General features: G+C 66.5%; 22 protein-coding genes. 21 read left to right on the forward strand and 1 reads right to left on the reverse strand.

Features of this window, described 5'->3' with window-relative positions:
• Position 1: 1 nt before the first annotated feature.
• From CAURIS_RS05985 to CAURIS_RS05995, 3 genes are all read left to right on the forward strand, one after another.
• Positions 2-952, forward strand: a complete 951-nt coding sequence (locus CAURIS_RS05985; protein ID WP_290340918.1) for an ABC transporter ATP-binding protein — start codon at positions 2-4, stop codon at positions 950-952.
• A gap of 62 nt (positions 953-1,014) precedes the next feature.
• Positions 1,015-1,719, forward strand: a complete 705-nt coding sequence (locus CAURIS_RS05990) for an ABC transporter permease (protein ID WP_290343331.1) — start codon at positions 1,015-1,017, stop codon at positions 1,717-1,719.
• A 90-nt stretch (positions 1,720-1,809) separates the two neighbouring features.
• Positions 1,810-2,754 carry a COX15/CtaA family protein gene (locus CAURIS_RS05995; RefSeq protein WP_435384042.1) on the forward strand — a complete coding sequence of 315 codons (945 nt, stop codon included), beginning with the start codon at positions 1,810-1,812 and terminating at the stop codon, positions 2,752-2,754.
• Between the two features lie 54 nt (positions 2,755-2,808).
• Here CAURIS_RS05995 and CAURIS_RS06000 read toward each other — a convergent pair whose 3' ends face one another.
• A complete protein-coding gene (locus tag CAURIS_RS06000; RefSeq protein WP_290340920.1) occupies positions 2,809-3,723 on the reverse strand; it encodes a heme o synthase in 915 nt (304 codons plus the stop codon).
• Between the two features lie 318 nt (positions 3,724-4,041).
• Here CAURIS_RS06000 and tkt point away from each other — a divergent pair, with 318 nt between their 5' ends.
• From tkt to CAURIS_RS06090, 18 genes are all read left to right on the forward strand, one after another.
• Positions 4,042-6,120, forward strand: a complete 2,079-nt coding sequence (gene tkt, locus CAURIS_RS06005) for a transketolase (protein WP_290343333.1) — start codon at positions 4,042-4,044, stop codon at positions 6,118-6,120.
• 15 nt (positions 6,121-6,135) lie between these two features.
• Positions 6,136-7,221, forward strand: a complete 1,086-nt coding sequence (gene tal, locus CAURIS_RS06010; protein WP_290340922.1) for a transaldolase — start codon at positions 6,136-6,138, stop codon at positions 7,219-7,221.
• Positions 7,222-7,251: 30 nt separating this feature from the next.
• The gene (zwf, locus tag CAURIS_RS06015; RefSeq protein WP_290340924.1) at positions 7,252-8,799 is read left to right on the forward strand and encodes a glucose-6-phosphate dehydrogenase; all 1,548 of its coding nucleotides are present in this window, start codon (positions 7,252-7,254) and stop codon (positions 8,797-8,799) included.
• Between the two features lie 12 nt (positions 8,800-8,811).
• Positions 8,812-9,744 carry a glucose-6-phosphate dehydrogenase assembly protein OpcA gene (locus CAURIS_RS06020; RefSeq protein WP_290340926.1) on the forward strand — a complete coding sequence of 311 codons (933 nt, stop codon included), beginning with the start codon at positions 8,812-8,814 and terminating at the stop codon, positions 9,742-9,744.
• A 10-nt stretch (positions 9,745-9,754) separates the two neighbouring features.
• Positions 9,755-10,486 carry a 6-phosphogluconolactonase gene (gene pgl / locus CAURIS_RS06025; protein WP_290340929.1) on the forward strand — a complete coding sequence of 244 codons (732 nt, stop codon included), beginning with the start codon at positions 9,755-9,757 and terminating at the stop codon, positions 10,484-10,486.
• A gap of 590 nt (positions 10,487-11,076) precedes the next feature.
• A complete protein-coding gene (locus tag CAURIS_RS06030; RefSeq protein ID WP_290340931.1) occupies positions 11,077-11,625 on the forward strand; it encodes an AraC-like ligand-binding domain-containing protein in 549 nt (182 codons plus the stop codon).
• Between the two features lie 45 nt (positions 11,626-11,670).
• Complete coding sequence (locus tag CAURIS_RS06035; RefSeq protein ID WP_290340934.1) at positions 11,671-12,069, forward strand: helix-turn-helix transcriptional regulator; 399 nt, start codon at positions 11,671-11,673, stop codon at positions 12,067-12,069.
• Positions 12,070-12,366: 297 nt separating this feature from the next.
• Positions 12,367-12,510, forward strand: a complete 144-nt coding sequence (locus CAURIS_RS06040; protein WP_290340936.1) for a hypothetical protein — start codon at positions 12,367-12,369, stop codon at positions 12,508-12,510.
• Between the two features lie 205 nt (positions 12,511-12,715).
• The gene (locus CAURIS_RS06045; RefSeq protein WP_290340938.1) at positions 12,716-14,065 is read left to right on the forward strand and encodes an IS256 family transposase; all 1,350 of its coding nucleotides are present in this window, start codon (positions 12,716-12,718) and stop codon (positions 14,063-14,065) included.
• Between the two features lie 54 nt (positions 14,066-14,119).
• The gene (locus tag CAURIS_RS06050) at positions 14,120-14,584 is read left to right on the forward strand and encodes an ATP-binding protein (protein WP_290340939.1); all 465 of its coding nucleotides are present in this window, start codon (positions 14,120-14,122) and stop codon (positions 14,582-14,584) included.
• Between the two features lie 112 nt (positions 14,585-14,696).
• A complete protein-coding gene (locus CAURIS_RS06055) occupies positions 14,697-14,918 on the forward strand; it encodes a chorismate mutase (protein ID WP_290340942.1) in 222 nt (73 codons plus the stop codon).
• 7 nt (positions 14,919-14,925) lie between these two features.
• Complete coding sequence (gene pabB / locus CAURIS_RS06060) at positions 14,926-17,007, forward strand: aminodeoxychorismate synthase component I (protein ID WP_290340944.1); 2,082 nt, start codon at positions 14,926-14,928, stop codon at positions 17,005-17,007.
• Entirely contained in the window at positions 17,004-18,017 is a 1,014-nt protein-coding gene (locus tag CAURIS_RS06065; RefSeq protein WP_290340946.1) for a 2-dehydropantoate 2-reductase N-terminal domain-containing protein, read from the forward strand. The genes pabB and CAURIS_RS06065 overlap by 4 nt, the downstream gene beginning before the upstream one ends.
• On the forward strand, positions 17,998-19,233 hold the full coding sequence (locus tag CAURIS_RS06070) for an aminotransferase class I/II-fold pyridoxal phosphate-dependent enzyme (protein ID WP_290340948.1): 1,236 nt from the start codon (positions 17,998-18,000) through the stop codon (positions 19,231-19,233). Before CAURIS_RS06065 ends, CAURIS_RS06070 begins: the two co-directional genes overlap by 20 nt.
• An 18-nt stretch (positions 19,234-19,251) precedes the next feature.
• Positions 19,252-21,564 (forward strand): peptide chain release factor N(5)-glutamine methyltransferase, encoded by a 2,313-nt coding sequence (gene prmC, locus CAURIS_RS06075; protein WP_290340950.1) that lies wholly within the window; start codon positions 19,252-19,254, stop codon positions 21,562-21,564.
• The gene (locus tag CAURIS_RS06080) at positions 21,564-24,596 is read left to right on the forward strand and encodes an amidohydrolase family protein (RefSeq protein ID WP_290340952.1); all 3,033 of its coding nucleotides are present in this window, start codon (positions 21,564-21,566) and stop codon (positions 24,594-24,596) included. The genes prmC and CAURIS_RS06080 overlap by 1 nt, the downstream gene beginning before the upstream one ends.
• Positions 24,596-25,159 (forward strand): GNAT family N-acetyltransferase, encoded by a 564-nt coding sequence (locus tag CAURIS_RS06085; protein WP_019194584.1) that lies wholly within the window; start codon positions 24,596-24,598, stop codon positions 25,157-25,159. Before CAURIS_RS06080 ends, CAURIS_RS06085 begins: the two co-directional genes overlap by 1 nt.
• A complete protein-coding gene (locus tag CAURIS_RS06090; RefSeq protein ID WP_290340957.1) occupies positions 25,156-26,604 on the forward strand; it encodes an MFS transporter in 1,449 nt (482 codons plus the stop codon). Before CAURIS_RS06085 ends, CAURIS_RS06090 begins: the two co-directional genes overlap by 4 nt.
• The last annotated feature ends 41 nt before the right edge of the window (positions 26,605-26,645 follow it).

The following is a 26,645-nucleotide window of genomic DNA, read 5'->3' on the forward strand; positions in this document are numbered from 1 at the left end:
CATGGGTACAACTTTCGGAGGATACGCGGCGCCGGATGCCCTCGTCGTCGAGGACGTCACCAAGGCGTTCGGCTCCACGACGGCCGTGGCCGGGATGAGCTTCACCGCCGCGCGCGGCGAGGTGCTCGCCCTGCTCGGGCCAAACGGGGCGGGCAAGACGACAACGGTGGAGATGTGTGAGGGCTTCATCACACCGACCGCCGGATCCATCCGCGTCCTCGGCCTCGACCCCGTGACCCACCCGGAAAAGGTCCGCGCGCGCACCGGGATCATGCTGCAGGGAGGCGGCTCCTACTCGGGGATCACGGTGCGCGAGATGCTCGAACTGAGCGCCTCCTACAACCGGGACCCGCTCGACGTGGACTGGCTGGTCGGCCTGCTCGGCCTGGGCGGCGTGCAAAAGACCACGTACCGGCGCCTCTCCGGCGGCCAGAAGCAGCGCCTCTCGCTCGCCCTGGCGATGATCGGGCGCCCAGAGCTGATCTTCCTCGACGAACCCACCGCGGGCATGGACGCGCAGTCGCGTCTGGCCGTGTGGGACATGATCGCCGCAATGCGTCGCGACGGCGTCAGCGTTCTGCTCACCACACACCTCATGGACGAGGCCGAAGCGCTGGCGGACAAGGTTGTCATCGTCGATCGGGGCCGCGTCGTCGCCGAAGGCTCTCCCGCCGAGCTGACACGCCACGAGCGCTCCCCGCTCGTGAGCGTCGAGACCGCCGCGGCCTTTGACCTGCCCCGGCTCAACGACGCGCTGTCCCCCCACGGCCTCCGCGCCGAATCCAGCCGACCGCTGCGCTACCAGGTCGTCGGCGACGCCAGCCCGGAGGTCATCGCCGCGGTGGCGGCCGAGGCCGCGGCCCAGGGCGTGCAGATCCGCGAGCTGGGGGTCACCCACCGCAACCTCGAGGACGTTTTCCTCGACATCACAGGACGCGAACTCAGGAGCTAGAAACGTTGCACATCCCCGCCGGCACCTTCACCCCACACCCGCAGCGCGCCTCCGTGTGGCGCATGGCCCGCGCCCAGGGCGCCATCGAGGCGAAACTGCTGCTGCGCCACGGCGAGCAGCTCCTGCTGAACATCCTCATCCCCGCCGCCCTGCTCGTCGCCGCCGCTACCCTTCCCGTCTTCGGGGAGGACGCGAACCTCGATCACATCGTCCCGATGGTGTTCGCGGTCGCGGCCAGCAGCTCGGGGTTCACAGGCCAAGCTATCGCCCTGGCCTTCGATCGCCGCTACGGCGCGCTCAAGCGCACCGGCGCGTCCGGCGTCCCGGCGTGGACCATCGTCGCCGGCAAGATCCTCGGGGTGCTCGCCACCGTCGCGGTGCAGATTGCCGTCCTCGGCGCCATCGCCTTCGCCCTGGGTTGGCGCGTGAGTGCCGCCGGCGCCGCGGCCGGGTTTCTCGCGCTGCTCCTCGGGGTCGCCGCCTTTACCGCCCTCGGTCTGCTCATGGGCGGCACGCTGAGCTCCGAGCTCGTCCTGGCGCTGGCTAATCTGCTCTGGCTCGTACTGATGGGGCTGCTTGGCTGGGTGGCCTACTCCGGCGACATCACCGCCGCCGGGTGGTGGAACCTCGTTCCCACGGTGGCGCTGGCCGGCGCGATGGCGCAGGCTCTCGAGCTCTCCTTCGCTCCCGCGGCGTGGGCGTGCCTCGCCCTGTGGGCCGCCGGGGGCAGCGCGGGGGCGGCCCGGTGGTTCCGTTTCGATGGTTAGATTCTCCCCCTGGTCAGTTATGCTGACATTCGTCCGAAAGTTGTATTGGAAGGCAGCAGTTCACCTGTGAGTACCACACACGAGACGCACGTGACCACGACTGACGGCGCCCCCTCGCGCCTGCGCGCGGCATGGGACCAGCCGAGCATCCGGCTCCAACGCATCTTCGCGCTCCTCCTCCTTTTGGGGCAGGGCGGTATCACCGTCACCGGCTCCCTCGTGCGCGTCACCGGGTCGGGCTTGGGCTGCGACACCTGGCCGCTGTGCCACGAGGGCTCCCTCGTTCCCGTCCCCGGCGCCGCGCCGTGGATCCACCAGGCCATCGAGTTCGGCAACCGCCTGCTCACGTTCGTTCTCTCTGCCGCCGCCATCGCCGTGCTCGTTGCCGTGATCCGGGCGGGCAGGCGCCGGGAGATCGTGGGGCTCGCGATCGCCTCGCTCGCCGGGATCGGCGTCCAGGCCGTGATCGGCGGTATTTCCGTCCTCGTCAACCTGCACTGGTGGGCTGTGGCGATCCACTTCTTGCCCTCAATGATCCTCGTCTGGATCGCCGCGCTGCTCTACATGCGCATCGCGGAAAGCGACGACGCCGCGCCGCAGCAACGCTACTCGCCCACCGCACGCACGCTCACCGTCCTCGCCGCCGTGGCGCTCTCGCTCGTCCTCATCACGGGCACGATGGTGACCGGCTCGGGCCCGCACTCCGGCGACGCCGGGGTGGGCATGGAGGGCCGCCTCGACCTGGACACGCGCATGCTCGCCTACGTCCACGCCGGCGCGATGTACGTCTACCTCTTCACCACCCTCGTCACCGTGTACCTACTGCGCCGCGAGCACGCCCCGAAGGACGCCTTCCGCACCTCGCTCGTCCTCGTCGGCGCCCTGTTGGTGCAGTGGGCGGTGGGCGTCACGCAGTTCTACCTGGGCGTGCCGCGCTGGACTGTGCCCATCCACATTGCCATGTCCTCGGTGGTGGTCGCGTTCTGCGCCTTCCTCTACGCCCACGGGCGGCGGCGGATGCCCACCCTGATCTAGGCAGAAGAAAAGGCGTCGATAAGCACCGTGCTTATCGACGCCTTTATCGCGCGCCTAGAAAATCATCTGGGCGAAGGTCTCCCAGCCGAGGATCGCGTCGACCGAGAGGACGAGAAAGAGCACTGCCAGGTAGTTGTTGGAGAGGATGAACAGCTTGAGCGGCTTGACCTGGGCGCCGCGCTTGACCTGGTTGTGCAGCTGGGTGGCGCGCACGAGGAATGCGGCCCCGGCGAGAAGCGCGGCGAGAAGGTAGGGCCACGACGTCGCCGGAACAAGCGCGAGCGAGGTGACCACGGTGATCCAGGAGTAGATGAGGATCTGGCGGGTCGTCTCGGCGGCGGAGGCGACGACCGGCAGCATGGGCACCTCCGCCCGGGCGTAGTCCTCGCGGTACTTCAGAGCCAGCGCCCAGGTGTGGGGCGGGGTCCAGAAGAAGATGATGAGGAACATGACGATGGCCTGCCACCAGCGGTCCGGGCTGCCGTCGTCGACGTTGTCGCGGATGACGGCCCAGCCGACGAGCACCGGCATGCAGCCGGCGGCGCCGCCCCAGATGACGTTCTGCCACGTGCGCCGCTTCAGCCACTTCGTGTAGACGAAGATGTAGAACCAGTTGGTCAGCAGGATGAAAAAGGCCGCCAGCCACGAGTTGCACAGCAAACCGAGCCACAAGACGCTGGCCACGAGCAAGACCCAGGCGAAGATCGCGGCGCGCTGCTTGGTCACCTTCGCGCGCACGAGCGGGCGCGCCCGGGTCCGCCCCATCTTCTGGTCGATGTCGTAATCGGCGACCATGTTGAAGGTGTTGGCCGCACCAGCCCCCATCCACCCGCCGAGCAGGGTGGCCAGGATCAACCACACATGGACGTTCCCGCGGTCAGCCTGCAGCATCGCCGGGATCGCCGCGATGAGTAGGAGCTCAATGACCCTCGGTTTCGTCAATGCGAAGTAGGCCTTGATGGTCTCCAAGAAATTCTCCTCCAGACAAGCATGCGGCCACTGCCTGCGTCGTGCGCGGGCGCGTACAAGAAGTTACACAACGGGTAGTCGTCGGGCGCGGCGTGAAAGTTCCACGCCGCCTCAACCCTTTGGATGATGGTAGCGCCCCGCGGGCGGCCGGAACCAATTGCACCCGCCGCCCGCTTGAGCGCCGGTCCATGGAACGCGGGTGAGACCGAAGCATTAGGCTTGTCAGGTACGCGCGCCGCAGAGCCGCCCCGAACGCCCAGCCGCCCTGAAAAGTGAGGAAATTCGACTGTGTCTACCCTCCCCCCCGAACTCGAGGCCATGACCGTCCGCAACTACCCGGACGACTGGACCGACACCGACACCCGCGCCGTGGACACCGTCCGCGTTCTGGCCGCCGACGCCGTGGAAAACTGCGGCTCCGGCCACCCCGGCACCGCGATGTCCCTGGCGCCGCTGGCGTACACGCTGTACCAGCGCGTCATGAACATCGATCCCGCCGACCCGCACTGGATCGGCCGCGACCGGTTCGTGCTGTCGAACGGCCACTCCTCCCTGACCCAGTACATCCAGCTTTACCTGGGCGGGTTCGGGCTCGAGATCGAGGACCTCAAGGCGCTGCGCACGTGGGGCTCGAAAACCCCGGGGCACCCGGAGTACAACCACACCGCCCACATCGAAATCACCACGGGACCGCTTGGCCAGGGCCTCGCCTCGGCCGTCGGCATGGCGATGGCGGCGCGCCGCGAGCGCGGCCTCTACGACCCGCAGGCCCCCGCCGGCGAGTCGCCCTTCGACCACTTCATTTACGTCATCGCCGGCGACGGCTGCCTGCAGGAGGGCGTCACCGCCGAAGCCTCCTCGCTGGCCGGCACCCAGCAGCTGGGCAACCTCATCCTCTTTTGGGACGACAACCGCATCTCCATCGAGGACGACACCAAGATCGCCTTCACGGAAGACGTCATGGCGCGCTACGAGGCCTACGGCTGGCAGACGCTGACCGTCGACTCCGGCGAGGACGTCGCCGCCATCGAGGCCGCCGTCGCGCAAGCCCAGGCCGACACCGCGCGCCCGAGCATCATCCGGGTCAAGACGGTGATCGGCTACCCGGCGCCGAACCTGCAGAACACCGGCGCCATCCACGGCGCCGCCCTCGGCGCCGACGAGGTTGCCCTGGTGAAGAAGGCCCTCGGCTTCGACCCCGAGGTTTCGTTCCCCGTCGAGGAGGACGTCATCGCCCACACCCGTGCTCTCGTCGCGCGCTCCGCGGACAAGCGCGCCGCCTGGGACGAGAAATTCGCCGCGTGGGCGGAGGCGAACCCGGAGAACAAGGCGCTGCTGGACCGCCTCACCGCCCGCCGCCTGCCCGAGGGATGGGACGCCGAGCTGCCCACCTGGGAGCCGGACGCGAAGGGGATCGCCACCCGCAAGGCCTCCGAGGCCGCGATCCAGGCCGCCGCGGCCGCCCTGCCCGAGCTGTGGGGCGGCTCCGCCGACCTCGCCGGCTCCAACAACACGTTGATCAAGGGCGCGGCCTCCTTCGGGCCTGCGGCCATCACCACCGAGAAGTTCACCGCCGAGCCCTACGGGCGCAACCTCCACTTCGGCATCCGCGAGCACGCCATGGGCGCCATCATGAACGGCATCGCCCTGCACGGCGGCACCCGCGTCTACGGCGGCACCTTCCTCATCTTCTCCGAGTACCTCTACCCCGCCATCCGGGTCGCCGCCCTGTCCGGCATCGACGGCTACTACGTGTTCACCCACGACTCCGTCGGCCTGGGCGAGGACGGCCCCACCCACCAGCCGGTGGAGACCCTCGCCGCCCTGCGCGCCATCCCCGACCTCGCCGTGATCCGTCCGGCGGACGCCAACGAGACTTCGGCGGCGTGGCGCGCGGCGCTGGAGGGGCGCGAGCAGCCGAAGGCGCTCGCGCTGTCGCGCCAGAACCTGCCGGTGCTCGAGGGCACGAGGGAGAAGGCCTTCGACGGCGTCGCCCGCGGTGCCTACGTCCTCGTCGGGTCCTCGAAGCAGACCCCCGACGTCATCCTCATGGCCTCGGGCTCCGAGGTGCAGTACGCGGTCGAGGCCGCCGCCCGACTCGAGAACGAGGGCACCGCGGCGCGCGTGGTCTCTGTCCCCTCCATCGACTGGTTCCTCGAGCAGGAGGACGACTACATCGAGTCCGTCCTGCCGAGCGCGGTCAAGGCGCGCGTCTCCGTCGAGGCTGGCGTGTCTATGCCCTGGCACCGCTTCACCGGCGACCACGGCCGTAACGTCTCCCTCGAGCACTTCGGTGCCTCCGCCCCCGGTGCGGAACTGTTCGAGCGCTTCGGTTTCACCGCCGAGCACGTCCTCGCGGCGGCCCACGCCTCCCTCGACTCCGTCCGCAACGCTTAAGAAAGGCCACGACCCATGACCTCCATCGACGAACTGGCGGAGATCGGCACCGCCACCTGGCTCGACGACCTCTCGCGCGACCGCATCACCAGCGGCAACCTCGCCGAAATCCGCGCCGCTCGCTCCATCGTCGGGGTGACCACCAACCCCGCGATCTTTGCCAAGGCCATGTCCGCGGGCACGGCGTACGACGCCCAACTGGCCGAGCTCAAAGCCGCCGGCGCCGGGGTCGACGAAGCCGTCTATGCCATGAGCATCAAGGACGTCCAGGACGCCTGCGACCTCTTCGCCGGGGTCTTCGAGCGCACAGGCGGGCGCGACGGGCGCGTCTCCATCGAGGTCGACCCCCGCTTCGCCGCCGACGAGGAACGCACCGTAGACCATGCGCGCAGCCTGTGGCGCCTCGTTGACCGCGAGAACGTGATGATCAAGATCCCGGCGACCGACGAGTCCCTGCCCGCCATCACCGCGGCCCTGGCCGAGGGCATCTCCGTCAACGTCACCCTGATCTTCTCCGTCGAACGCCACGCCCAGGTCATCGAGGCCTACAAGGAGGGCATCCGGCGCGCCGCAAAGGCCGGCCACGACGTCTCCGCCATCCATTCGGTCGCCTCCTTCTTCGTCTCCCGCATGGACACGGAGGTGGACAAGCGCCTCGAGACCATCGGCACCGACGAGGCCCTGGCGCTGCGCGGCAAGGCGGGGATTGCCAACGCCCGGCTCGCCTACCAGCTCTTCCGCGAAGAGTTCAGCGACGTAAGCGGCCTGCCGGAGGGCACCAACCTGCAGCGCCCGCTGTGGGCGTCGACAGGCGTGAAAAACCCCGCGTATCCCGCCACGATGTACGTCACCGAGCTCGCCGGTCCGCATACCGTCAACACCATGCCGGAGGCGACGCTTGACGCCGTCCACGAGCTCGGCGGCCTTCACGGCGACACACTAAGCGGCACCGCCGACGAGGCCCGCGAGGTGTTCCGGCAGCTGGCGGACGTGGGCATCGACATCGCCGACGTTGTCCGCGTCCTCGAACGCGAGGGCGTGGAAAAGTTCGTCGACGCCTGGCAGGAACTCCTCGATTCGATGCAGGCCAACCTGCGCTAGCTCTACCCCCCCACCCGGAAAGGTGACCACGTGGCCCAGCCCGATACACACGAGAACACCCCCATCAACCCGCTGCGCCTCAACGACGACACCCGCCTGCCCCGCATCGCGGGACCGTCCGGCCTGGTGATTTTCGGCGTCACGGGGGACCTCGCGCGTAAAAAGCTTCTGCCCGCCCTCTACGACCTGGCCAACCGCGGCCTGCTACCGGCCGGGTTTACGCTCATCGGCTTTGGCCGTCGCGAGTGGAGCAAGGCTGACTTCGAGGGTTACGTCCGTGAAGCCGTCGAAAAGAGCGCGCGAACGCGCTTCAACGACAACGTGTGGGAGCGGCTCGCCGAGGGCATGCACTTCGTGCGGGGCGCCTTCGACGACGACGCCGCCTTCGATTCCCTCGCCCAGCTCACGCGGGAGATGGACGCCACGCGCGGCACCGCCGGAAACTGGGCCTACTACCTTTCCGTGCCCCCCGAGTACTTCTCTGCGGTGGTGAACCAGCTCGACCGCACGGGGATGGCGACGCCGGGCGAGGACGAGTGGCGTCGCGTGGTCATCGAGAAGCCCTTTGGCCACGACGCTGCCTCCGCCCGCGAGCTCAACGAGGTGGTCAACCAGGTGTTCCCGGAGTCCTCCGTCTTCCGCATCGACCATTACCTGGGCAAAGAGACGGTGCAGAACATCCTCGCGCTGCGTTTTGCCAACCAGATGTTCGAGCCGATCTGGAACGCCAATTACATCGACCACGTCCAGATCACCATGGCCGAGGACATCGGCCTCGGCGGGCGCGCCGGCTACTACGACGGCATCGGAGCCGCCCGCGACGTCATCCAAAACCACCTGATCCAGCTGCTCGCGCTCGTGGCCATGGAGGAGCCGGCCTCCTTCTCCCCGCGCCAGCTCAAAGCGGAGAAGATCAAGGTGCTGCGGGCGACCTACCCCGTCGGCCCCTTCGACGAAACTACCGCGCGCGGGCAGTACACAGCCGGGTGGCAGGGCTCGAAAAAGGTCGTGGGCCTGCGCGAAGAGGAGGGCTTCGACCCCGCCTCCACCACCGAGACCTTCGCCGCCTGCACCCTGCAGATCAACTCCCGCCGCTGGGCGGGTGTGCCCTTTTACCTGCGCAGCGGCAAACGCCTCGGGCGCCGCGTCACGGAGATCGCCCTCGTGCTCAAGCGCCCGCCCTACCAGCCTTTCCAGGCCAGGCAAACCCAGTCGATGACGAACAACGCCGTTGTCCTGCGCATCCAGCCCGACGAGGGCGTTCTCATGCGGTTCGGCTCCAAGGTGCCGGGGTCCACGCTCGAGGTGCGCGACGTGAACATGAACTTCTCCTACTCGGAGGCTTTCACCGAGAAATCCCCGGAAGCGTACGAACGCCTCATCCTCGACGCCCTCCTCGACGAGTCCAGCCTATTTCCCACCAACGAGGAAGTGGAGTACAGCTGGGAGATCCTCGACCCGATCCTCAGCCACTGGGCCGCGGAGGGGCAGCCGGAGGAATACGAAGCCGGGACGTGGGGACCGCCGTCCGCCGACCGCATGCTCGCCGCCGACGGCCGCGTCTGGCGCCGGCCGTAGAAGGGACACACCGTGCACATCACTTTGACCAACACCTCGACGGCGGAGATCGCCGCCTCGCTCGTTCACGGGCAGGAGCTGTACTCGCTTGCCACCGGGCGCGTGCTCACCCTCCTCGTGGAGGCTTCCGCCGACGACGACCTCGATTCCATCCTGCTCTCTGTGCGCGAGGCCACCCGGGTTCACCCCGCCCGCGTACTCGTGGTCATCCGGGGCAGCGCGACGGCCCCCACCTGCCTCGACGCCGAGGTGGTGCTCACCGCCGAGGAGGGCGCCTCGGAGATGGTGGTCATGCACCTGCACGGCGACCTAGTGGGCCACCTCGACGCGGTGGTCACCCCGCTGCTTCTGCCCGACACGCCCATCGTGGCGTGGTGGCCCACCTCCGCCCCAACGCGCCCGGCGTCCTCCCCGCTCGGTGCGTTTGCGCAGCGGCGCATCACCAACACCCGCCGCGAGGCCTCCGGCAATACGCTGCTCAAACTGGCCAGTGGCTACACCCCGGGGGATTCGGACATGATCTGGTCGCGGATCACGCTGTGGCGCGGCATCGTCGCCTCGGCGCTCGACCGCAACCCCACCGCGTCCATCACCGCGGTGCGCATTGTCGGCGCGGCGGACAACCCAAGCGTGGACATCGCCGCGGGCTGGCTCGCAAGCTGCCTCGACGTCGAGGTCGTGCGCCTTCCCGCCGAGGAACCCTCCGCGATTATCCGCAACGTACCCATCACCGAGCTGCAGATCACGCGCGAGGACGGCATCATTGCAGTCACAGTCGTCGACGAGCGCAGCGTGCGCATCTCCTCTCCCGGCTTGCCCGACTCCTACGTGGCCATGACTGCGCGCACCGACGCGGAGTGCCTGGCCGAGGAGCTTCGCCACCTTGACCCCGACACCGCCTACGCCCGCTCACTCGGCGGGCTCGTCCACGTCACCGCGCCCTAAAGGAGCCCCCATGGTCACCGTTTGCCGCCACGCGGATCTCGCATCGCTTATCGACGCCACCGCCACCCGCCTCACCGATCTCCTTCGCGACATCCACTCCCGCCCAGACGGCGGCGTAAGCGGCGACGGCGTCGCCCGGCTCGTCCTCACGGGTGGCGGCGCAGGTATCGGCCTGCTGAAAGAACTGACCACCCGCGACATCGACTGGTCCCGCGTCCACGTCTTCTTCGGCGACGAGCGCAACGTCTCCCCGACCCACCCGGACTCCAACGAGGGCCAGGCCCGCGAGGCGCTCCTTGACCGCGCCGCTATCCCCGAGACCCACATCCACGGCTACGGGCTGGACGGATCCGCAATGGGCCCCGCCGTTTCGCGCTACGAGCGGGTCCTCGCCGAGTACGCGCCGCGGGGCTTCGACCTGCACCTGCTCGGCATGGGCGGGGAAGGCCACATCAACTCCCTCTTCCCCCACTCCGCCGCCGTCCGTGAACGCGACGCGCTCGTGGTGGCCGTCACGGATTCCCCGAAGCCCCCGCCGCAGCGCGCCAGCCTCACCCTTCCTGCCGTCCGGCGCGCTGAGCGCGTGTGGCTGCTCGTCGCCGGTTCGGAAAAGGCCGAAGCGGCCGGGCACGTCGCTGCCGGCGCCGACCCGCTCGACTGGCCCGCCGCGGGCGCCGCCGGGCGCGCGGAGACCGTGCTGCACGTCGCCGCGGACGCCGCCGGTTGTCTACCCAGGCAGTAGCGCTGCGAACTCGACAAGGGCCCGGGCCGCCTTGGGTCGTTGTCGAATGCGTTCGGTGTTGTGCCGCACGATGCGCTCGTCGATGGCTTGGTTGGGCTGCTGGAAGGGGGTTTTTCGTGACCTCCTTGGCGGGACACCGCGCCGGGATGAGGGCACCTTGATTGCATCCGCCCGGGTTCAGGCGTGCAAGCCGCAATCGCTTTAGCCAAAGAACCGGCGGTCAACGGTCAACACTGTCGGCGATCGAGCAGTCGAACAGATCCATCAGTACCCACCCTGAACTCGGTGGCGTTGGCTGCCGTTTCCGTGTAGTTGGTAGGGGCAATCCGCGTAGTTGGTAGGGGTTTTTCGGATAGGTGGTAGGGATCCGCTTTTTCGGTCGGGGGACACCCCCAATGCTTCTACGCCGCAAGCGGGCGCAATCAGTATCGGCGTCTGCCGTCACTAGATAGGCAGATGTATTGCGGAACTCTTAGGCGATAGAAGACGTGTGAGATGCAACGACGTCACCGCCCGGGAGCGGTGCCGTCGGATACGATGAGATGACTGGCTTTGTGATCTTGTAGTCATGTCGAAGAGGAGGTCCAGACGTGCAGGTCGAGAGCTTCAGCACGGACGACGTGGCCTTCTACCGCCGGATCGAGTACTGGCAGGACGTTGTCACCGGGTCCTTCGCCCGCTGTGCAGTCCGCGTGAGCAACACCGACGAGACGTTCTACGGACGCATGGTCACCGGCCACCTCGGACCGGTGACCTTCTCGCTCGCGGAGTACCAGGCCAGCAGCGGCTACGAGATCACTCGCACTTCCCGGCACGTCCGCCAAGAGGAGACTGACGACTTCCTTCTCCAGCTGCACCTCGGCGGAGGGAAAATCGGGCTCACCCAGAACGACAGGGAGTCGACGATCGAGCGCCCGGGAGACTTTAGCGTACTCGACGATTCCATCCCGTCGACCCTGTACTGCCCACCGGATTCCTCAGCTCGCGCCGTCACCGCGTCCATGCCCCGAAGCCTCCTCGTCGAGAAGGTACCGCATCTGCGCGACATCACCGCCCTCCACATCGATGGACAAACCGGCACAGGACAGCTCTTGTCGTCCATAGTGGTCGGCATCGCCTCCAACCTAGAGACTGGATAGCTCAGCGCCACGTCCTCCGCCCGTCTATCCAGCGCCTTCATCGATGTGCTCTCGGTCGCGCTTCTGGAAGCGCAAGGCAGCACAGAACGGCCGCCGGAAACATATACAGCCGGGCTTCTGGAGTCGATCTACCGGTTCGTCGAGAAGAACCTCTCCCGTTCAGACCTGACCGTGCAACTCGTCGCCGATGCGCATCACATCTCCCTGCGCTACCTCCACCGCCTGTTCGAGAAAGAGGACGCCTCGCTGGGCGAATGGATACGCAACCGCCGGCTTGACAGCGCGAGCCGGCAACTGATCGATCCCGCCTATCGGCACATACCCGTAAGCAAGATCGGCGCGAACTGGGGCTTCCCCGACCCCAGCGCCTTCTCCCGAGCATTCCGCGCGCGTTTCGAAATGCCACCCCGCGACTACCGGACAACCTTCCTCTCAGAGGATTGATCCATCAGGCCCGTGCCATTCCTTTCGAGAGGAATCACACCTATCCGGTCCTCAACATCACATGCTCATGAAGCACGATGATTGCAACGAGGTCGGTCGTGAACTGATCATGATCGCCCGATAAGGACCGGTGCCTGCATGCTCAATGAGCGCAGTACTCCTGATGTCAAGTCCCTGGCACATGATGACAAGCCGAAGGCTCCCCGCCGTTCGTAGAGTAAGGAACAAGCGGCACAAGGACCGCGGCAGACCCTGCCCGATCCCGCCGCGAGACCTCTGACACGGCAGGAGCACACCATGGACACCAAAGCGACAGACCCGGACGTCATTCTCGGCGACCGACGCGATGAACTGGACGCGCTCGACGCGCAGCTCCTGGACATCCTGCGTCGTCGCTGTTGCGACCGGCTATTTGGTAGCAGCGTCGTGACTTTCCGGTAGCGCTTCAGTGAGTATCCGGTAGCAGCTCACAGCGCTCAAGGTGATACTTCCAGTACGAGCCGCACCACTCGGGTGCGGCTCGTACTGGAAGGAGTCCGCTTATGACGGATTACCGTGCGGTGATGACGCTGCTGATTCGGCAGCGTTCTGAGGGTGTCAGGAAGTTTGTGTGTGAGGCTCTGATCCAGAAGGAGTTTCACTGATAATGACTACCGTGTCACCGAAGAAAGGCCATGACCCGAGCAGGGTCAACGAGATCAGCGCGAAGCTGATGGAAAACCCGGAAATCGCCGCACTGATCGGCGAGCTATCAACCTCCGTCGACGATGCCAGCGACCTGGTCAAAGGTCTATTGCAAGCCTCGATCAACGCGGGTCTGCAGGCGGAGATGGACGCCCATTTGGGGTACGGGCACTCAGATCGCGCGGCCAAAGCCCAGGTAAGCCCCTCAAACGGTGGCAATCACCGCAACGGGTCGTACACCAAAACTGTGGGCACCGGCTACGGCCCGGTGGACATCACAGTGCCTCGGGATAGAGCGGGCACGTTTCACCCGGTCATGGTGCCGAAAGGGGCACGCCGGCTGACAGAGCTCGATGACATGATCGTCTCGCTCTACGCCGGCGGAATGACGGTACGCGATATCCAGCACCACCTGGCATCGACCCTGGGGGTGGACATCAGCCCGGATACCATCAGTACCATCACCGATGCGGTCCTCGATGAGGTGATGGTGTGGCAAAACCGTCAGCTCGATGAGTTCTACCCGGTCATTTTCCTCGACGCGCTGCGGGTGAAAATCCGCGATGGTCACCGGGTGGTCAATAAAGCCTGCTACATGGCTGTTGGCATCGACATCGACGGGACCAAACACATCCTGGGACTATGGATCGCCGACAATGAAGGGGCTGCATTCTGGGCATCCGTGTGCGCGGACCTGGCGAACCGTGGAGTCAATGACGTGTTCATCGTCTGCTGCGACGGGCTCAAAGGCCTGCCTGAGGCCGTGGAAGCGACCTGGCCGAACTCGATGGTACAAACCTGCATCGTGCACCTGATCCGGGCCGCCAACAGGTGGGTGTCCTATAAGGACCGCAAATCTGTATCCAGCGCGCTGCGGCAGGTCTACACCGCACCGAACGAGGACGCCGCTTGCGCCGCCCTCGATGCCTTCGAAGCCTCGGAACTGGGGCGGAAGTACCCCCAGTCGGTGAAGGTCTGGCGTGATGCGTGGGAGAGGTTTATACCGTTTCTGCAGTTCCCGCCTGCAGCTCGCCGGGTGCTCTACACCACCAATGCCATCGAGTCGCTTAACGCTGAGCTGCGGAAAGCGACCCGCAACCGTGGCCAATTCCCCACGGATGCTGCGGCGTTGAAGACGCTGTGGTTGATGGTCTGCAACATCGAGGACAAACGCGCCGCCCAACGCGCGAAAAAAGCGAAGCGGGCAATCGACTGCAACGGCTATATTGAAGGGGCGAAAACCTCAGGGTGGAAACAAGCCATCAACCAACTATCCGTGGCCTACCCAGACCGGTTCGCCAACTACTTGTAAACCAAGCCCCCGCACACAAACAAACGGACACTCTCCAGCGTTCTTACCGCCAGATTGAACACCAGCTCGGATGCTCGCACCGCGCGGTTTCACGAGCGAACCAAATCCTCAGTTGGTAAAACCTACCTCGCCCAAGCACTCATCACCGCAGCATGCCGCAACGACTACTCCGCACGGTTCTACCGCACCGACATGCTCGCCGCCGAACTGGCAGTCCTCCGCCCCGATAACCCCACACGGCTGAAGTTCATCCAGCAACTCCACGACGTCGATGTCCTAGTCCTGGATGACTTTCTCACCGCACCTGTTGATGCCGCGACCGCGCACCAGCTACTCAATATCCTCGCCGGGCGGGAACGCAAAGTCTCAACCGTTGTGACCTCACAGTTCACCCCACACGAGTGGTACAAGTCCATCCCCGACGCCGTGATCTCCGAGTCAATCCTCAACCGACTCGTCTCCGGCGCCGAAATCATCACACTCGAAGGACCAAACATGCGCCTGACCACCAACGCATAACAACCGGCAACGCCTGAGTGAGATACCGCTACCGGGTACTCACTCAGGCGCTACCAGATGCTCACCACACCGCTACCATTTCGGTCTTCTGAACAGTCGCATCGAGTGCTGCGTGAGTATCGCACAGCTCAAACGAGAGCATGACATCCCCATGATGCAGCCAGGCCGGGTGGATGTCGTCCACCAGAGAGCCGAAGCCTTCGGCCAGGAGCACGGCATCAGCACGGAGTTCCTGCGCAGCCTCTACGAGGTGATCATCACCGAGACCTGCCGCGTCGAAGACCTCATCATCGATGAGGCTCCCGCGCCCAGCGACAGCGCTGCGTCGAGGTAGCACCCCGATGAAAACCCTCCTGATCGACAACTTCGACTCGTTCACCTACAACCTCCGCGATCTCGCCCACCGCGTGTTCGGAACTGAACCAGTCGTCATCACCAACGACGCCAACTGGGCCGACATCTCCCTCGACGACTTCGACGGCATCATCGTCTCACCCGGCCCGGGCCGCCCCCAACGGTCCGGGGACCTGGGAATCTCGCAGCAAGCTTTCGACCAGAACCGGTTGCCCGTGCTGGGCGTATGCCTCGGCCATCAGGCACTCTCATTCGCCTCGGGCGCGACCGTCGATCTGGCGCCCGAGCCCATGCACGGCAGGGTCACGAGCGTGCACCACTACGACACCGACCTCTTCCAAGGCGTGCCCCAAGGGTTCCGAGCGGTGTGCTACCACTCCCTGGCAGTCACCGACCTGCCCGCCGACGTCGAACCGACCGCGTGGACCCCGGACGGCGTAGTCATGGCGGTCCGGCACAAGACCCGACCGTACTGGGGCATCCAATTCCACCCCGAGTCGGCGCTGACCGAGTGGGGCGAAGCGATGCTGATGAACTTCCAGACTCTCGTGCACACGCACCCACGAACCCCCACGACCGATCACCTCGCCCTCGTCCGGCATCCCCAGCACCACCGGCGTCTGCGCGTGGAATGGCAGCGAATCAACGGCGAACCCGACGCGCAACGCCTGTTCGAAAGCCTCTACTCTGCTCGTGAGACCAGCTTCTGGCTCGATAGCTCGACCATGGATCCGGTCTCCAAACGCCTGACCATCATGGGCGATGCCACCGGACCGCTCGCCGAGACCCTGCAGTACGACGTCACCGCCAGACAGTGGCGCGTTCGCGGCAACGACGGTGAACGAACCATCAACCAGGACTTCTATACCTACCTGCGAGCCCAGCTACACCAGCGCGCAGTCCCTGCCGTCGAAGAACTTCCCTTCGACTTCAACCTCGGCTACGTCGGCGCTCTCGGCTACGAGCTCAAAGACGAGACCGTCGGAACACCCGCCCATCGCTCACCCCACCCGGATGCGGCACTGATCTTCGCCGACCGCGCCATCGTCATCGACCATCGCGAGTGCTACACCTACCTGCTCACCCTCGTCGACGACAGCCAACCAACCACGCGGACGGCCGCCGCTGACTGGCTGTCACAGACATCTGCCACTGCCCGTGAAGCCGTCGCTAATGCTGACGACCGCCAGTCGGAGGCCGCGAACGTCCCGATCCTGAGGGAGCCGACCGCGCTCGAGTTCGAGCTCGACCAGAACCGTGCCTCCTACCTGGCGAGCATCCAGACGTGCCTGGAAAAGATCCGCGACGGCGAATCCTATGAGATCTGCCTGACGAACATGGCCGAAGCCGGACCGATCGCCGATGCGTATGCCGCCTACCGCGCGCTACGGCAGACGAGCCCGGTACCGTTCGGCGCCTTCCTGCGACTCGGGGACCTCGCCATCCTCAGCGCCTCACCCGAACGATTCCTCCGCGTCGGCGTCGACCACCAGGTCGAAGCGAAACCCATCAAAGGCACCCGCCCCCGGGGAACCACCCCGGGTGATGACCAGGAACTGCGCAAAGACGTATCCACCAACGGGAAAGACCGCGCCGAAAACCTGATGATCGTCGACCTGCTCCGCAACGACCTCAACCGCGTCTGCACAGTCGGCAGCGTCCGCGCCGACGACATCTTCACCGTCGAGACCTTCTCCCACGTCCACCAACTCGTCAGCACCATCACCGGCACTCTGCGGCCGGAGCTAACCGCCGTGGACTGCGTGCAGGCCACCTTCCCCGGCGGCTCCATGAGCGGCGCACCCAAGATCCGCACGATGGAGATCATCAGCAGCCTCGAACACCGAGCACGCGGCTTCTACTCCGGAGCCATCGGCTGGTTCTCCCTCAGCGGCGCAGCCGACCTGAGCATCACCATCCGCACCCTCGTCTCCGATCACACCTCCACCACGTTCGGCGTCGGCGGAGCGATCGTCGCCCAATCGGACCCCCTTGACGAATTCGAGGAAACCCTCGTGAAAGCCTGCGCCCTGCTCACCGCCCTCGAATCGAAAGTCACCAACGCATGAGCACGACACCCACCCAGCCCTCATCGCGGTCGAAACAAGCCGTCATCGTCGGTTTCGGGCCCGTCGGCCAGATGATCGCGAGCATCCTCGCCCCACACGGCTGGCACATTCACGCCCTCGACACGCGACCGCGTGTCAGTTTCGACGGCGCCCAAGCCCTCAGCACTCTGGAGCAGTATCTCGAGGTCGACGCCCGCCAGCCGACTCCGGCCACCGCTGCGGCACTAACATCCTGCTCGCTGGTCGTCCTCGCTGTGCCCGAGGAGTCCGCCCTCGAGACACTGGAAGCACTCGCCCCGCTCCTGCCCGCTGACGCACTCATCGTCGAGACGCTCTCCCGCAAGGACCGCCTCCGTGCCCACCTGGCAGCGGCGGTACCGGAGCACGCGATGCTGAGCATCAACCCGCTGTTCCATCCCGGGCTCGGACCCCGCGGCAATCGCATAGCCGTCGTCGACCCCGTCACGCATCCCACAGTCACCGACGTCGTGTCCTGCATCGAGGACGCCGGCGCCCGGGTGGTCTTTCTGAGTGCGCGCGAGCACGACAACGAGCTCGTCGCCGTTCAAGCCCTCACGCACAGTGCGCTCCTGGCGTTCGCGGCCAGCCTGCCGCACATCGTCGCCGACGTCGACCGCTGCCTGGAGTTCGCGCCCCCACCGACCCGCCTGCTGATGGCCCTGGCCGCACGCGTGGCATCGGGCTCACCCGAGACCTACTGGGACATCCAAGGCGCAGCCCTCGGCCAGCCGCCGGCGCGCGACATTCTGGCCAACGCACTGGCTCGACTCGACGACGACCTCGCACAGGACTCGCCGGCATCGTTCGCCCAGTCCCTGGCGGAGAACCAGTCCTGGTTCAACACCCGCCTCGCCTCGCTCACCGACCTCGCTCAGACCGCCCTCGGCCACACCATCGACACGACCGCGCCGCGGCCGGCGGCCTCCGATGACCAGACCCCGGCCACACCATCTTCGAAGGAGAATCCCGATGTCCACGACGACCACTAACCGGAAGAACGTCTACGAACGACGCTCCGCCTGGACGACCGACATGTACGACCAGGCAGCCCAGGCGGGAATCACAAACCACAGCGTGCGCGAGCGCACGTCAGACGGCGTCATCCTCGACGACGGCAAGACCTACACCGAGTTCGTCTCCTGCTCCTACCTCGGACTCGAATCCCACCCACGCCTGGTCCACGCTGCCCAGAACTCCATCCGGAAGGTCGGAGTACACCTATCGGCCTCGCGCAACAGCATGCACACCACCGACCTCGACGACCTCGAGGAAGCGCTGACGACGATGTACGGCGGATCCCGTGCCATCGTGTTCAACTCCGTCAGCAGCGTGCACCTGGGCGTACTGCCGCTGCTGGGCACCGGGTTGCTTCCGAGCTACCCGATCGCCAGCAGCGGCCCGGAGTTCCTCTTCGACCGCACCGCGCACGCGTCGATGCAGAGCCTGCGCGGCATCCTCGACCAGATCGGGCCGACCAACCGCTTCGACAGCACGGATCTGAGCACTCTGGAACCCTTGCTGGTGGAAGCGAAGAACGCTTCCCGCAGCCCAATCATTCTCGTTGACGGCGTGGGATCGATGGGAGGCCTCATCGACGTTGCCACCCTGGCACGCCTGGCCGCGGAACACGGTGGTTACGTCTACATCGACGACGCGCACGGCATCTCGATCAACGGGCGCCTCGGAACGGGATACGCCTACACCGCCCTGTCCGGGAACATCATCGGCGAAGTCCTCCTCGTCGGGTCACTCTCCAAGGCCTTCGGCGGCTCCGGCGGATTCGCCCTCGTCGACACCGACGCCGACGCCACGGTCATCCGCCGCGAGGCCAACCCCCTCGTATTCGGACACGCCAACATGGCACCCCACACCGCCGTCAACGCCGAATCCGCGCGTATGCACCTGGACGGGTCGGTCGAGAAGCTCCAGGCCACCCTGTGGGACAACGTCGCCCACTTCGACAACGCCACCGGCCACCAGGGCGTCAACGCCGGCTCACGGTCTCCGATCCGGGGCGTCACCTTCGACAGCGAACAGGCCACCCTCGAGGCCGGCATCGCGTTGAAGGACGCCGGCGTTCTCTGCTTCCCCGTGTTCTACCCGATCGTCGCCCACGGCACCGGGCTGCTGAGATTCGCGCTGTCGGCACGGCACACCCCGGCCCAGATCGACCACCTCGCCGCCCTTGTCACCGACACCCCCTAACTCACCAGGAGAGCCCCCATGACCACACAGACATTCGACGCCATCGTCGTCGGAAACGGAGCCATCGGCAGCTCCCTCGCCGTCGAACTCGCCGACCGCGGCCTCACCGTCGCGCTGATCGGCCCCGAGAACCGGCAGTACGCGGCATCGACCGCCGCCGGTGCCATGCTCGGCTGCTTCGGTGAGGTCACCGCCGACCTCATCAGCGACGATCCAGGACGGACGAAGTTCGCCCTCGACCTGAAAGCCAAAGAGCTCTGGCCCGACTGGGTCGAGAAGATCTCCGACCACTCACCCCTGGATGGCACCGACCTGTTCACCGCCTCGGGCACCACGGTCATCCTCAACACCGTCGGTACCCGCGAGATCGACACCGAGAACTTCTCCGCCATCCAGAAGACCCTGCAGGAGAACAAGGAGCCCTTCGACACCGTCGACGTCGACGACATCGGCTGGGTCGACGCCGACCCGAACTCCCGTCCGCTCGAAGCGATCCACATCCCCAGCGAGCACGCCGTCGACTCCGGCCGTCTCCTGGCACGCCTCGAAGGCGCCGCCGCCGCCCGCGGCTGCACCCTCATCCACGAACGGGCCGTGAGCCTGCGCGAAGATCAAGGCTGCATCCGCGCCGTGGTCCTAGACAACGGGGACGTGATCGAAGCTGGCCAGGTCGTGCTCGCCGCCGGTGTGGGCTCCCAGGCGCTCATCGACTTCGTCCCCGGGCTCGGCGCCACCATCCCGCGCCTAGTCGCCGGCTACGGGGTCTCCGCAGTGATGACCACCCATGACGGCACCCAGCCCCAATCCGTGATCCGGACCCCGAACCGCGCGTTCGCTTGCGGCCTCCATGTCGTCCCGCGAGGCCTGGGGCAGGTCTACGTCGGCGCGACCAACATCATTAACCCGTCCGTAATGACCGAACCCGTCCTGCGCGATCTGGAGTTCGTCCTCGGATGCGCACACCGTCAGATCCGACGGAACCTCTGGTCGAGCAGTGTGCGGCGCATCAACGTTGGCAACCGGCCTGTCTCCCTCGACGGGTTCCCCCTGCTGGGCGAGACCCCGGTCCAGGGTCTGTGGATGACCACCGGCACCTACCGCGACGGCCTGTTCCTGTCGCCGCTGATCGCCCAGGAATTCGCCGACCGCCTCACCGGTGGCAGCGGCGAAGCGGACCTGTCGCTGTTCACCCCCGAACGTGCCCCGGTCCGGCGGGCCGGCGGCCGGCCCCGCATCATCGACACCACCGTCCAGCACATGCTCGCCACCGGCTACGAGCACCATTGGACGATCCCCACCGACTGGCAGGAATACCTCGAAGCCGACCTCCAGCCGATCTACCAGAACTGGGCCGATCAGATCGACGACGACTTCACGCCACCGCCCGAACTGGTCGCCTCCTCACGCCTGCACCCGCAAATGGTGCAGTGGCTGCGCGACTACTACGACGCCACCCGCGAGAAGTTCGGCGCACCGGATCGGGCACCGGCCCCCACCCGGGCAGAACTCACCCGGAACGCGACGCGGCAGCTGCACACGGCGAACGTTCCCACCCCCGCCGCCGACGCCCAGGTGCTGGCCGAGCACACCTTCGGCACCACCGACGACACAACGGCACCGGATACGGCCGAACGCGAGCAGTTCCTTAACCTCGTGGCGAGGCGCAGCAACCGGGAGCCCCTGGAGTACCTGACCGGGCGCGTCCACGTTCTCGGACTCGATCTCACCGTCCGCCCGGGCGTGTTCATCCCCCGAGTGCACTCCGAGGCCATGGTGACCGCCGCGATCGAGAACCTCTCCACGCCCACGCCGACGGTCGTCGATCTGTGCACCGGCACCGGAGCCATCGCCCTGGCGGTCGCGACCCGGCTGCCCCAGGCACGCGTGATCGGAGCCGACGTGGCCGAATCCGCCGTGGCATGCGCCCAAGAGAACGCCGACCGTCTGGAGAGCGTCGATGCCGGACGGGTCGAGTTCCTCCAGGCCGACATAGGCAACGAGAGCTTCGCCGATGACCTGACCGGCACGACGGATCTCGTCACCGCGAACCCGCCCTATGTGCCCACGGACCTGCACATACCCAGCGAATGGGCGGTCTACCAGCCCAAGACGGCGCTGTACTCGGGCGCGGACGGCCTCGACCTCACCCGTCTCGTGGCACGCACCGCGCACCGGCTCCTGCGACCGGGAGGCACGTTCGCCCTCGAGCACTACGACGCAGCCCTCGACGAGATCCTCACGATCCTCACCGACGTCGGCTTCGGGCAGATCACCAGTCACCGGGACCATGACAAACTTCCGCGATTCATCCTCGCGGTCAAGGAGAGTTGATGGACGCACTCAACAGCCGACGAGGATTCGTCCAGGGCGGCGTCGCCGTCGCGGCCACCGCCGCCCTGCTCGAACCCGGCACCTTCGCACCCCGCGCGCACGCCGGCGGGGCGGGCACCACCGTCAGCACGGCCACGAACATCACGCTGAGCACGCATCCCGGCAGCGACGTCACGATCATCGACGTCGGCAATGTGCTGTGGCGCTTGCCCGCCGGAGGCGGGCAAGCGTGCCGCCTCACCGACGATGTCGAAGACGCCACCTGGCCGAGCCTGACCCCGAACGGGCGCACCGTCGTGTTCCAGTCATTCCGGCACGGCACCTACGATCTGTGCGCCCTCGACCTGCACACCGGCGCCGTCACCCGTCTGACCGCGGGTACCGAGGACGACCAGGACCCGCACGTCTCGCCCCACGGCAAGGACATCGTGTTCATCTCCGACGCCGGAGGCACCAGTGCCGTGTGTCGTATCGGCGTGCGAGGCGGAGACCGGCATGTCCTCATCGGGACCGACGACCAACGGTCCTACCACTCACCGCGGTGGCATCCCGACGGCAAGCACATCGTCTATGTCGCCGACGACACTCACATCGAACAGCTCCACATCACGACCGGCAGCACGAAAACACTGCGCACGGTCGAGGAGGGCCCTACCATCCGGGGACTGTCGTACTCGCCATCGGGCAAGTTGATCTACGTCGTCTCGCACACCCCGCAGGCGTGGCTCGAACACGACGGGCAACGCCTCACTGACCCCGAGGACGAAGAGCCCGCACCGCTGCCGGCGGCGTGGCTATCGGACACGGAGTTCATGTATTCCACCAGCGGGGAGATCCGCCGGCGCACGCTCAATGGAACAAGCACGTCTGCCGTGCCGTTCGAGGTCGCTCTGTCGGCGGCGGCCGCCCCTGCGGCGATCAAGCCGCGCCTGGATCTGGAGGCGCATGGTCCCGCACTCGGGCTGACCGGGGCGGCGCTGTCCCCGGACGGTGACCGGATCTGTTTCCGCGCGCTCAACGCCTTATGGCTGACCGATGCCTCCGGCGACACCAGCGTGGTCGTAGACGACGGCTACTTCAACGCCGATCCCACCTGGGAACCCGACGGGGCCGCGATCATCTACACCAGCGACCGCAAAGGAATCGTCAACTTGTGGCGCCACGTCCTTGCCGACGGCACGGACACGCAGCTGACATTCGAGAAGAACGGTGCGCTCCTACCATCGGTGTCACCGGACGGCGCGTCGGTGGTGTTCCACGATGAAGCCGGCGGCACGCATCGGCTCGAGCTCGCCTCCGGCACGGTCACCGAACTGCTGACCGGGCACGAGACACCGGGAAAGGCGACGTGGTCGCCTGACTCTCAGAAGATCGCGATGGCCGTGCACCAGCTGGCCTCGCCACGCTCGGACAGCGGCCTCAACGAGATGCTCGTCCTCGACCTCGCCAGCGGTGAGACGTTCACCCAACCATTCTCACCGGGTCTGTCGATCGCGACACGCAACCACGACGGCCCCGTCTGGGCTGCCGATGGCACCGCTCTCTACGCGGTCTGCGAAAGCAGGCTGCACCGCGTCCCAGTCGACCAGTCCGGACGGACCACTGCCGAGGCCACCGTCGCCTCCGACGCGATCGCCGACGGGGTCACCAGCTCCGCATCGGGAGAGGTCGCGTTCCTGTCTTTGGGCACGTTCCATCTGCTCACCGCCTCTGCCGACGTACGGCCGTCCCTCGATTACACCCGGCAGGCACGACCCGAGCGGTTCACGCTGCGCGCCGGACGACTCTGGAACGGGGTGGACGAGGACTACCAGCGCAACGTCGACGTCACGATTGAGGACGGCACGATCACCAATATCCGGCCTGCCGACGAGTCCCGGATGGCAGATCTCGACGCCTCGCCGTACACGCTGATCCCGGGGTTGATCGACATGCACAACCACTGGCACATGCGAGGCCGGGCCTGGGGAAACCGGCAAGGCCGCCTCTGGCTGGCCTACGGGGTGACCACCAGCCGCTCGGCCGGCGACCTCGCCTACGAAGCACGCGAGACACGCGAAGCCACCCACGCCGGCACCGGCATCGGTCCGCGGTTCCTCAACAACGGCGAGCCTCTCGACGGCAACCGGTACTCGTTCGGGTTCATGCGGTGCGTGACTTCGGCTGAGCAGGTCGACCGGGAGATCGAACGCATCCTCGCCCTCGGCTACAGCTGCGTGAAGTCCTACCAGCGCCTCCCCGTCACCCTCGAGCGCCGACTCGTCGACGGGCTCGCCGCCCATGGGATTCCCGTGATCTCCCACTACGTCTACCCCGCAGTCGCCTCGGGTCTGCACGGCATGGAGCACACCGGCGGCGGGAACCGGCTCGGCTATTCCCGCACCCTCAGCGCCGCGAAAGGACTCACCGCGGCCGACACCGTGTCCCTGCTCTCGGGCGGAGACTTCTGGGTGTCATCGACTCTGCTGTTCGCAGCGGAAGTCCACGCCGACTCCCGCGACCTCGTTGACGATGAACGCACCCGGGTGCTCTACCCCTGGTGGGACTACCGCCGCCTCCAGGACAAGGCCGATCAAGCTGCCACGGACCCCGACCCCATCAACCTGGCATGGACCCGCGGCGACGTGGACCTGTTGCGGTCGGTGAACGAAGCCGGCGGCCTCGTGGTGCTCGGTACCGATGCCCCCTTGGACGACCTCGGCGTCAGCATTCACACCAATCTCCGGGCCCTCGTCCGCCACGGCTTCACCCCGGTGGACGCACTGCGCACCGGAATGGTCAACGCGGCCAAAGCCCTCGGAGCCAGCGAACTCCTCGGACAACTCACCGTCGGGGCACATGCCGACATGCTCATCATTGACGGCGACCCCCTGGCCGATATCGCCGATACCGCCAGGATTCGCGACGTGTTCGTCGACGGCCACCGGCACCGAATCTCGGACCTGCTCGACCCCTACCGCGACCCGTCGGACGCCACCGGCAGCGTCGCACTGACCATGACCGCACACACGTGCTGCAGAAGGAGAAAGTAATGTTCCACCTCGATCAGCCCATCACTACCTCCCGCCTGATCATCAGACCATTCACACCCGCAGACGAAGACGACATGTTCGACTTCGAATCCCGCGACGACGTCGCGAGGTACCTCTTCAACGAGCCCCGCACGCGCGCGGACAACGCCGACGAACTGGCCAAGCGGGTGACCCAGACCAAACTCGAAAACGACGGGGACACCCTCCTGCTGGCCGTCGACTATAACGGCACCGTCATCGGCTACGTGCTGCTGACGCTGCTGAGCCGGGACAACTCCCAGGGCGAGTTCGGATATGTCTTCCACCCCGAATACCAGGGCAAAGGACTCGCCTCGGAAGCGGCCGTCGAAATGCTCCGACTGGGATTCGAGACCCTGAACCTGCACCGCATCATCGGGCGATGCGACCCGAGAAACGACGCCTCCGCCCGGCTCATGGAACGACTCGGGCTGCGCAAGGAAGCTCACTTCCGCGAGCTGGAGATCTTCAAGGGCGAATGGGGTGACGAGTTCACCTTCGCCATGCTCAAGAAGGAATGGGACCAAAGAAAGCACACCGGATGACTCACGACAACGGCAACACCCGACCCGGAACCTTCGACGCCGGCACCCCCGCTCCCGCGGATACCCGCACCCAGCGAGGCCGATGGATCGTCCTCACCGCCGTTTCCCTCGGCCTCCTGCTGGCCACGATTGACACCTCGATCCTCTACATCGCCGTCCCCGTGCTCGAGGACGCTCTGGGGGCGAGCACCAGCGAGTCCCTGTGGATCATCAACATGTACCCGCTGGTCATGACCGGCCTGCTCCTGGGCACCGGCACCCTCGGAGACCGCTACGGCCACAAACGAGTGTTCCTCCTCGGGATCGCCCTGTTCGGGCTGGCCTCGCTCATCGCGGCGTTCTCACCGACACCGGGCATCCTCATCTTCTCCCGCGCCCTGCTCGCCATCGGCGCAGCCCTCATGCTCCCGGCAACCCTGGCGATCATCCGCATCACCTTTGACGACGAACGCGAACGCAACATCGCCATCGCAGTCTGGTCGAGCGTGTCGATCGGTGGAATCGCTTTCGGGCCCCTCGTCGGCGGGCTCCTGCTCGAGTGGTTCTGGTGGGGGTCGGTGTTCCTGATCAACGTGCCGATCGTGATCGTGACGTTCATCCTCACCGCGATCTTCGCCCCGAAAGCCGCCGAAGAATCAGCCGTCCCGTGGGACCTGGTCTCCTCCATCTGGGCGCTCATGGGCCTGACAGGGCTCGTCGCCGCGATCAAGGAAATCGCCTCCACCTCGCCGTCCGCGACGATCACCGGGATCTCGCTGGTCGCCGCCCTGGTCGGCTTCGCGCTGTTCGTGACCCGACAGCGCCGACTGGACACGCCGCTGCTGGACTTCACGATCTTCCGCAACGCCGCCGTGTCCGCCGGTGTCCTCGCCGCCGGGCTAAGCACCTTCGTCTTTGCCGGCATCGGGGCAGTGACCTCGCTCTATTTCCAGGCCACCGCCGGGTACACGCCCCTCCAGGCCGGGCTGCTCGTAGGCTGCATCGCCGTCGGCGCGACGATCACCTCCCTGGCCAGCGGTTCGCTCCTGACCCGCATCGGGCCACGAGCGCTGCTGCTGGTCGCGGCCGTCCTGGCCGGTCTCGGATACGGCCTGGCCACACTCACCCTCAACGCCCACATCACCTGGCTGGGACTGAGCCTGTTCGTCGCCGGCACAGGCATCGGCGTGCTGATCACCGTCGCGTCCTCGACGATCATCACCAACGTCGCCCCCGAACGCGCAGGCATGGCCTCCGCCGTCGAGGAAGTCTCCTACGAATTCGGCAGCCTCCTCTCGGTGACCGTGCTCGGCAGCATCTACACCACCATCACCGCGCTCTCGACATCCGGCACCGACGGTTACCGCGCCGTGCTCCTGATCGTCATCGGAGCGTGCGCCGCCGCCCTGGCTGGACTGGCCGTGCTCCTGCGCAAGACGCCCACGCTGAACGCCGCACCCCACTAAGCGATCACGAGCGGTGAGGAGCACCACACTCGGGGCTCCCC

It is taken from the genome of Corynebacterium auris, assembly GCF_030408575.1.
GTDB lineage: Bacteria > Actinomycetota > Actinomycetes > Mycobacteriales > Mycobacteriaceae > Corynebacterium > Corynebacterium auris.

Coding starts and splice junctions, on each gene's coding strand:
- CAURIS_RS05985 (WP_290340918.1), top strand. CDS start 2: ATGGGTACAACTTTCGGAGGATACGCGGCGCCGGATGCCCTCGTCGTC.
- CAURIS_RS05990 (WP_290343331.1), top strand. CDS start 1,015: ATGGCCCGCGCCCAGGGCGCCATCGAGGCGAAACTGCTGCTGCGCCAC.
- tkt (WP_290343333.1), top strand. CDS start 4,042: ATGACCGTCCGCAACTACCCGGACGACTGGACCGACACCGACACCCGC.
- tal (WP_290340922.1), top strand. CDS start 6,136: ATGACCTCCATCGACGAACTGGCGGAGATCGGCACCGCCACCTGGCTC.
- pgl (WP_290340929.1), top strand. CDS start 9,755: ATGGTCACCGTTTGCCGCCACGCGGATCTCGCATCGCTTATCGACGCC.
- CAURIS_RS06040 (WP_290340936.1), top strand. CDS start 12,367: ATGGACACCAAAGCGACAGACCCGGACGTCATTCTCGGCGACCGACGC.
- CAURIS_RS06045 (WP_290340938.1), top strand. CDS start 12,716: ATGACTACCGTGTCACCGAAGAAAGGCCATGACCCGAGCAGGGTCAAC.
- pabB (WP_290340944.1), top strand. CDS start 14,926: ATGAAAACCCTCCTGATCGACAACTTCGACTCGTTCACCTACAACCTC.
- CAURIS_RS06065 (WP_290340946.1), top strand. CDS start 17,004: ATGAGCACGACACCCACCCAGCCCTCATCGCGGTCGAAACAAGCCGTC.
- CAURIS_RS06070 (WP_290340948.1), top strand. CDS start 17,998: ATGTCCACGACGACCACTAACCGGAAGAACGTCTACGAACGACGCTCC.
- prmC (WP_290340950.1), top strand. CDS start 19,252: ATGACCACACAGACATTCGACGCCATCGTCGTCGGAAACGGAGCCATC.
- CAURIS_RS06080 (WP_290340952.1), top strand. CDS start 21,564: ATGGACGCACTCAACAGCCGACGAGGATTCGTCCAGGGCGGCGTCGCC.
- CAURIS_RS06085 (WP_019194584.1), top strand. CDS start 24,596: ATGTTCCACCTCGATCAGCCCATCACTACCTCCCGCCTGATCATCAGA.
- CAURIS_RS06090 (WP_290340957.1), top strand. CDS start 25,156: ATGACTCACGACAACGGCAACACCCGACCCGGAACCTTCGACGCCGGC.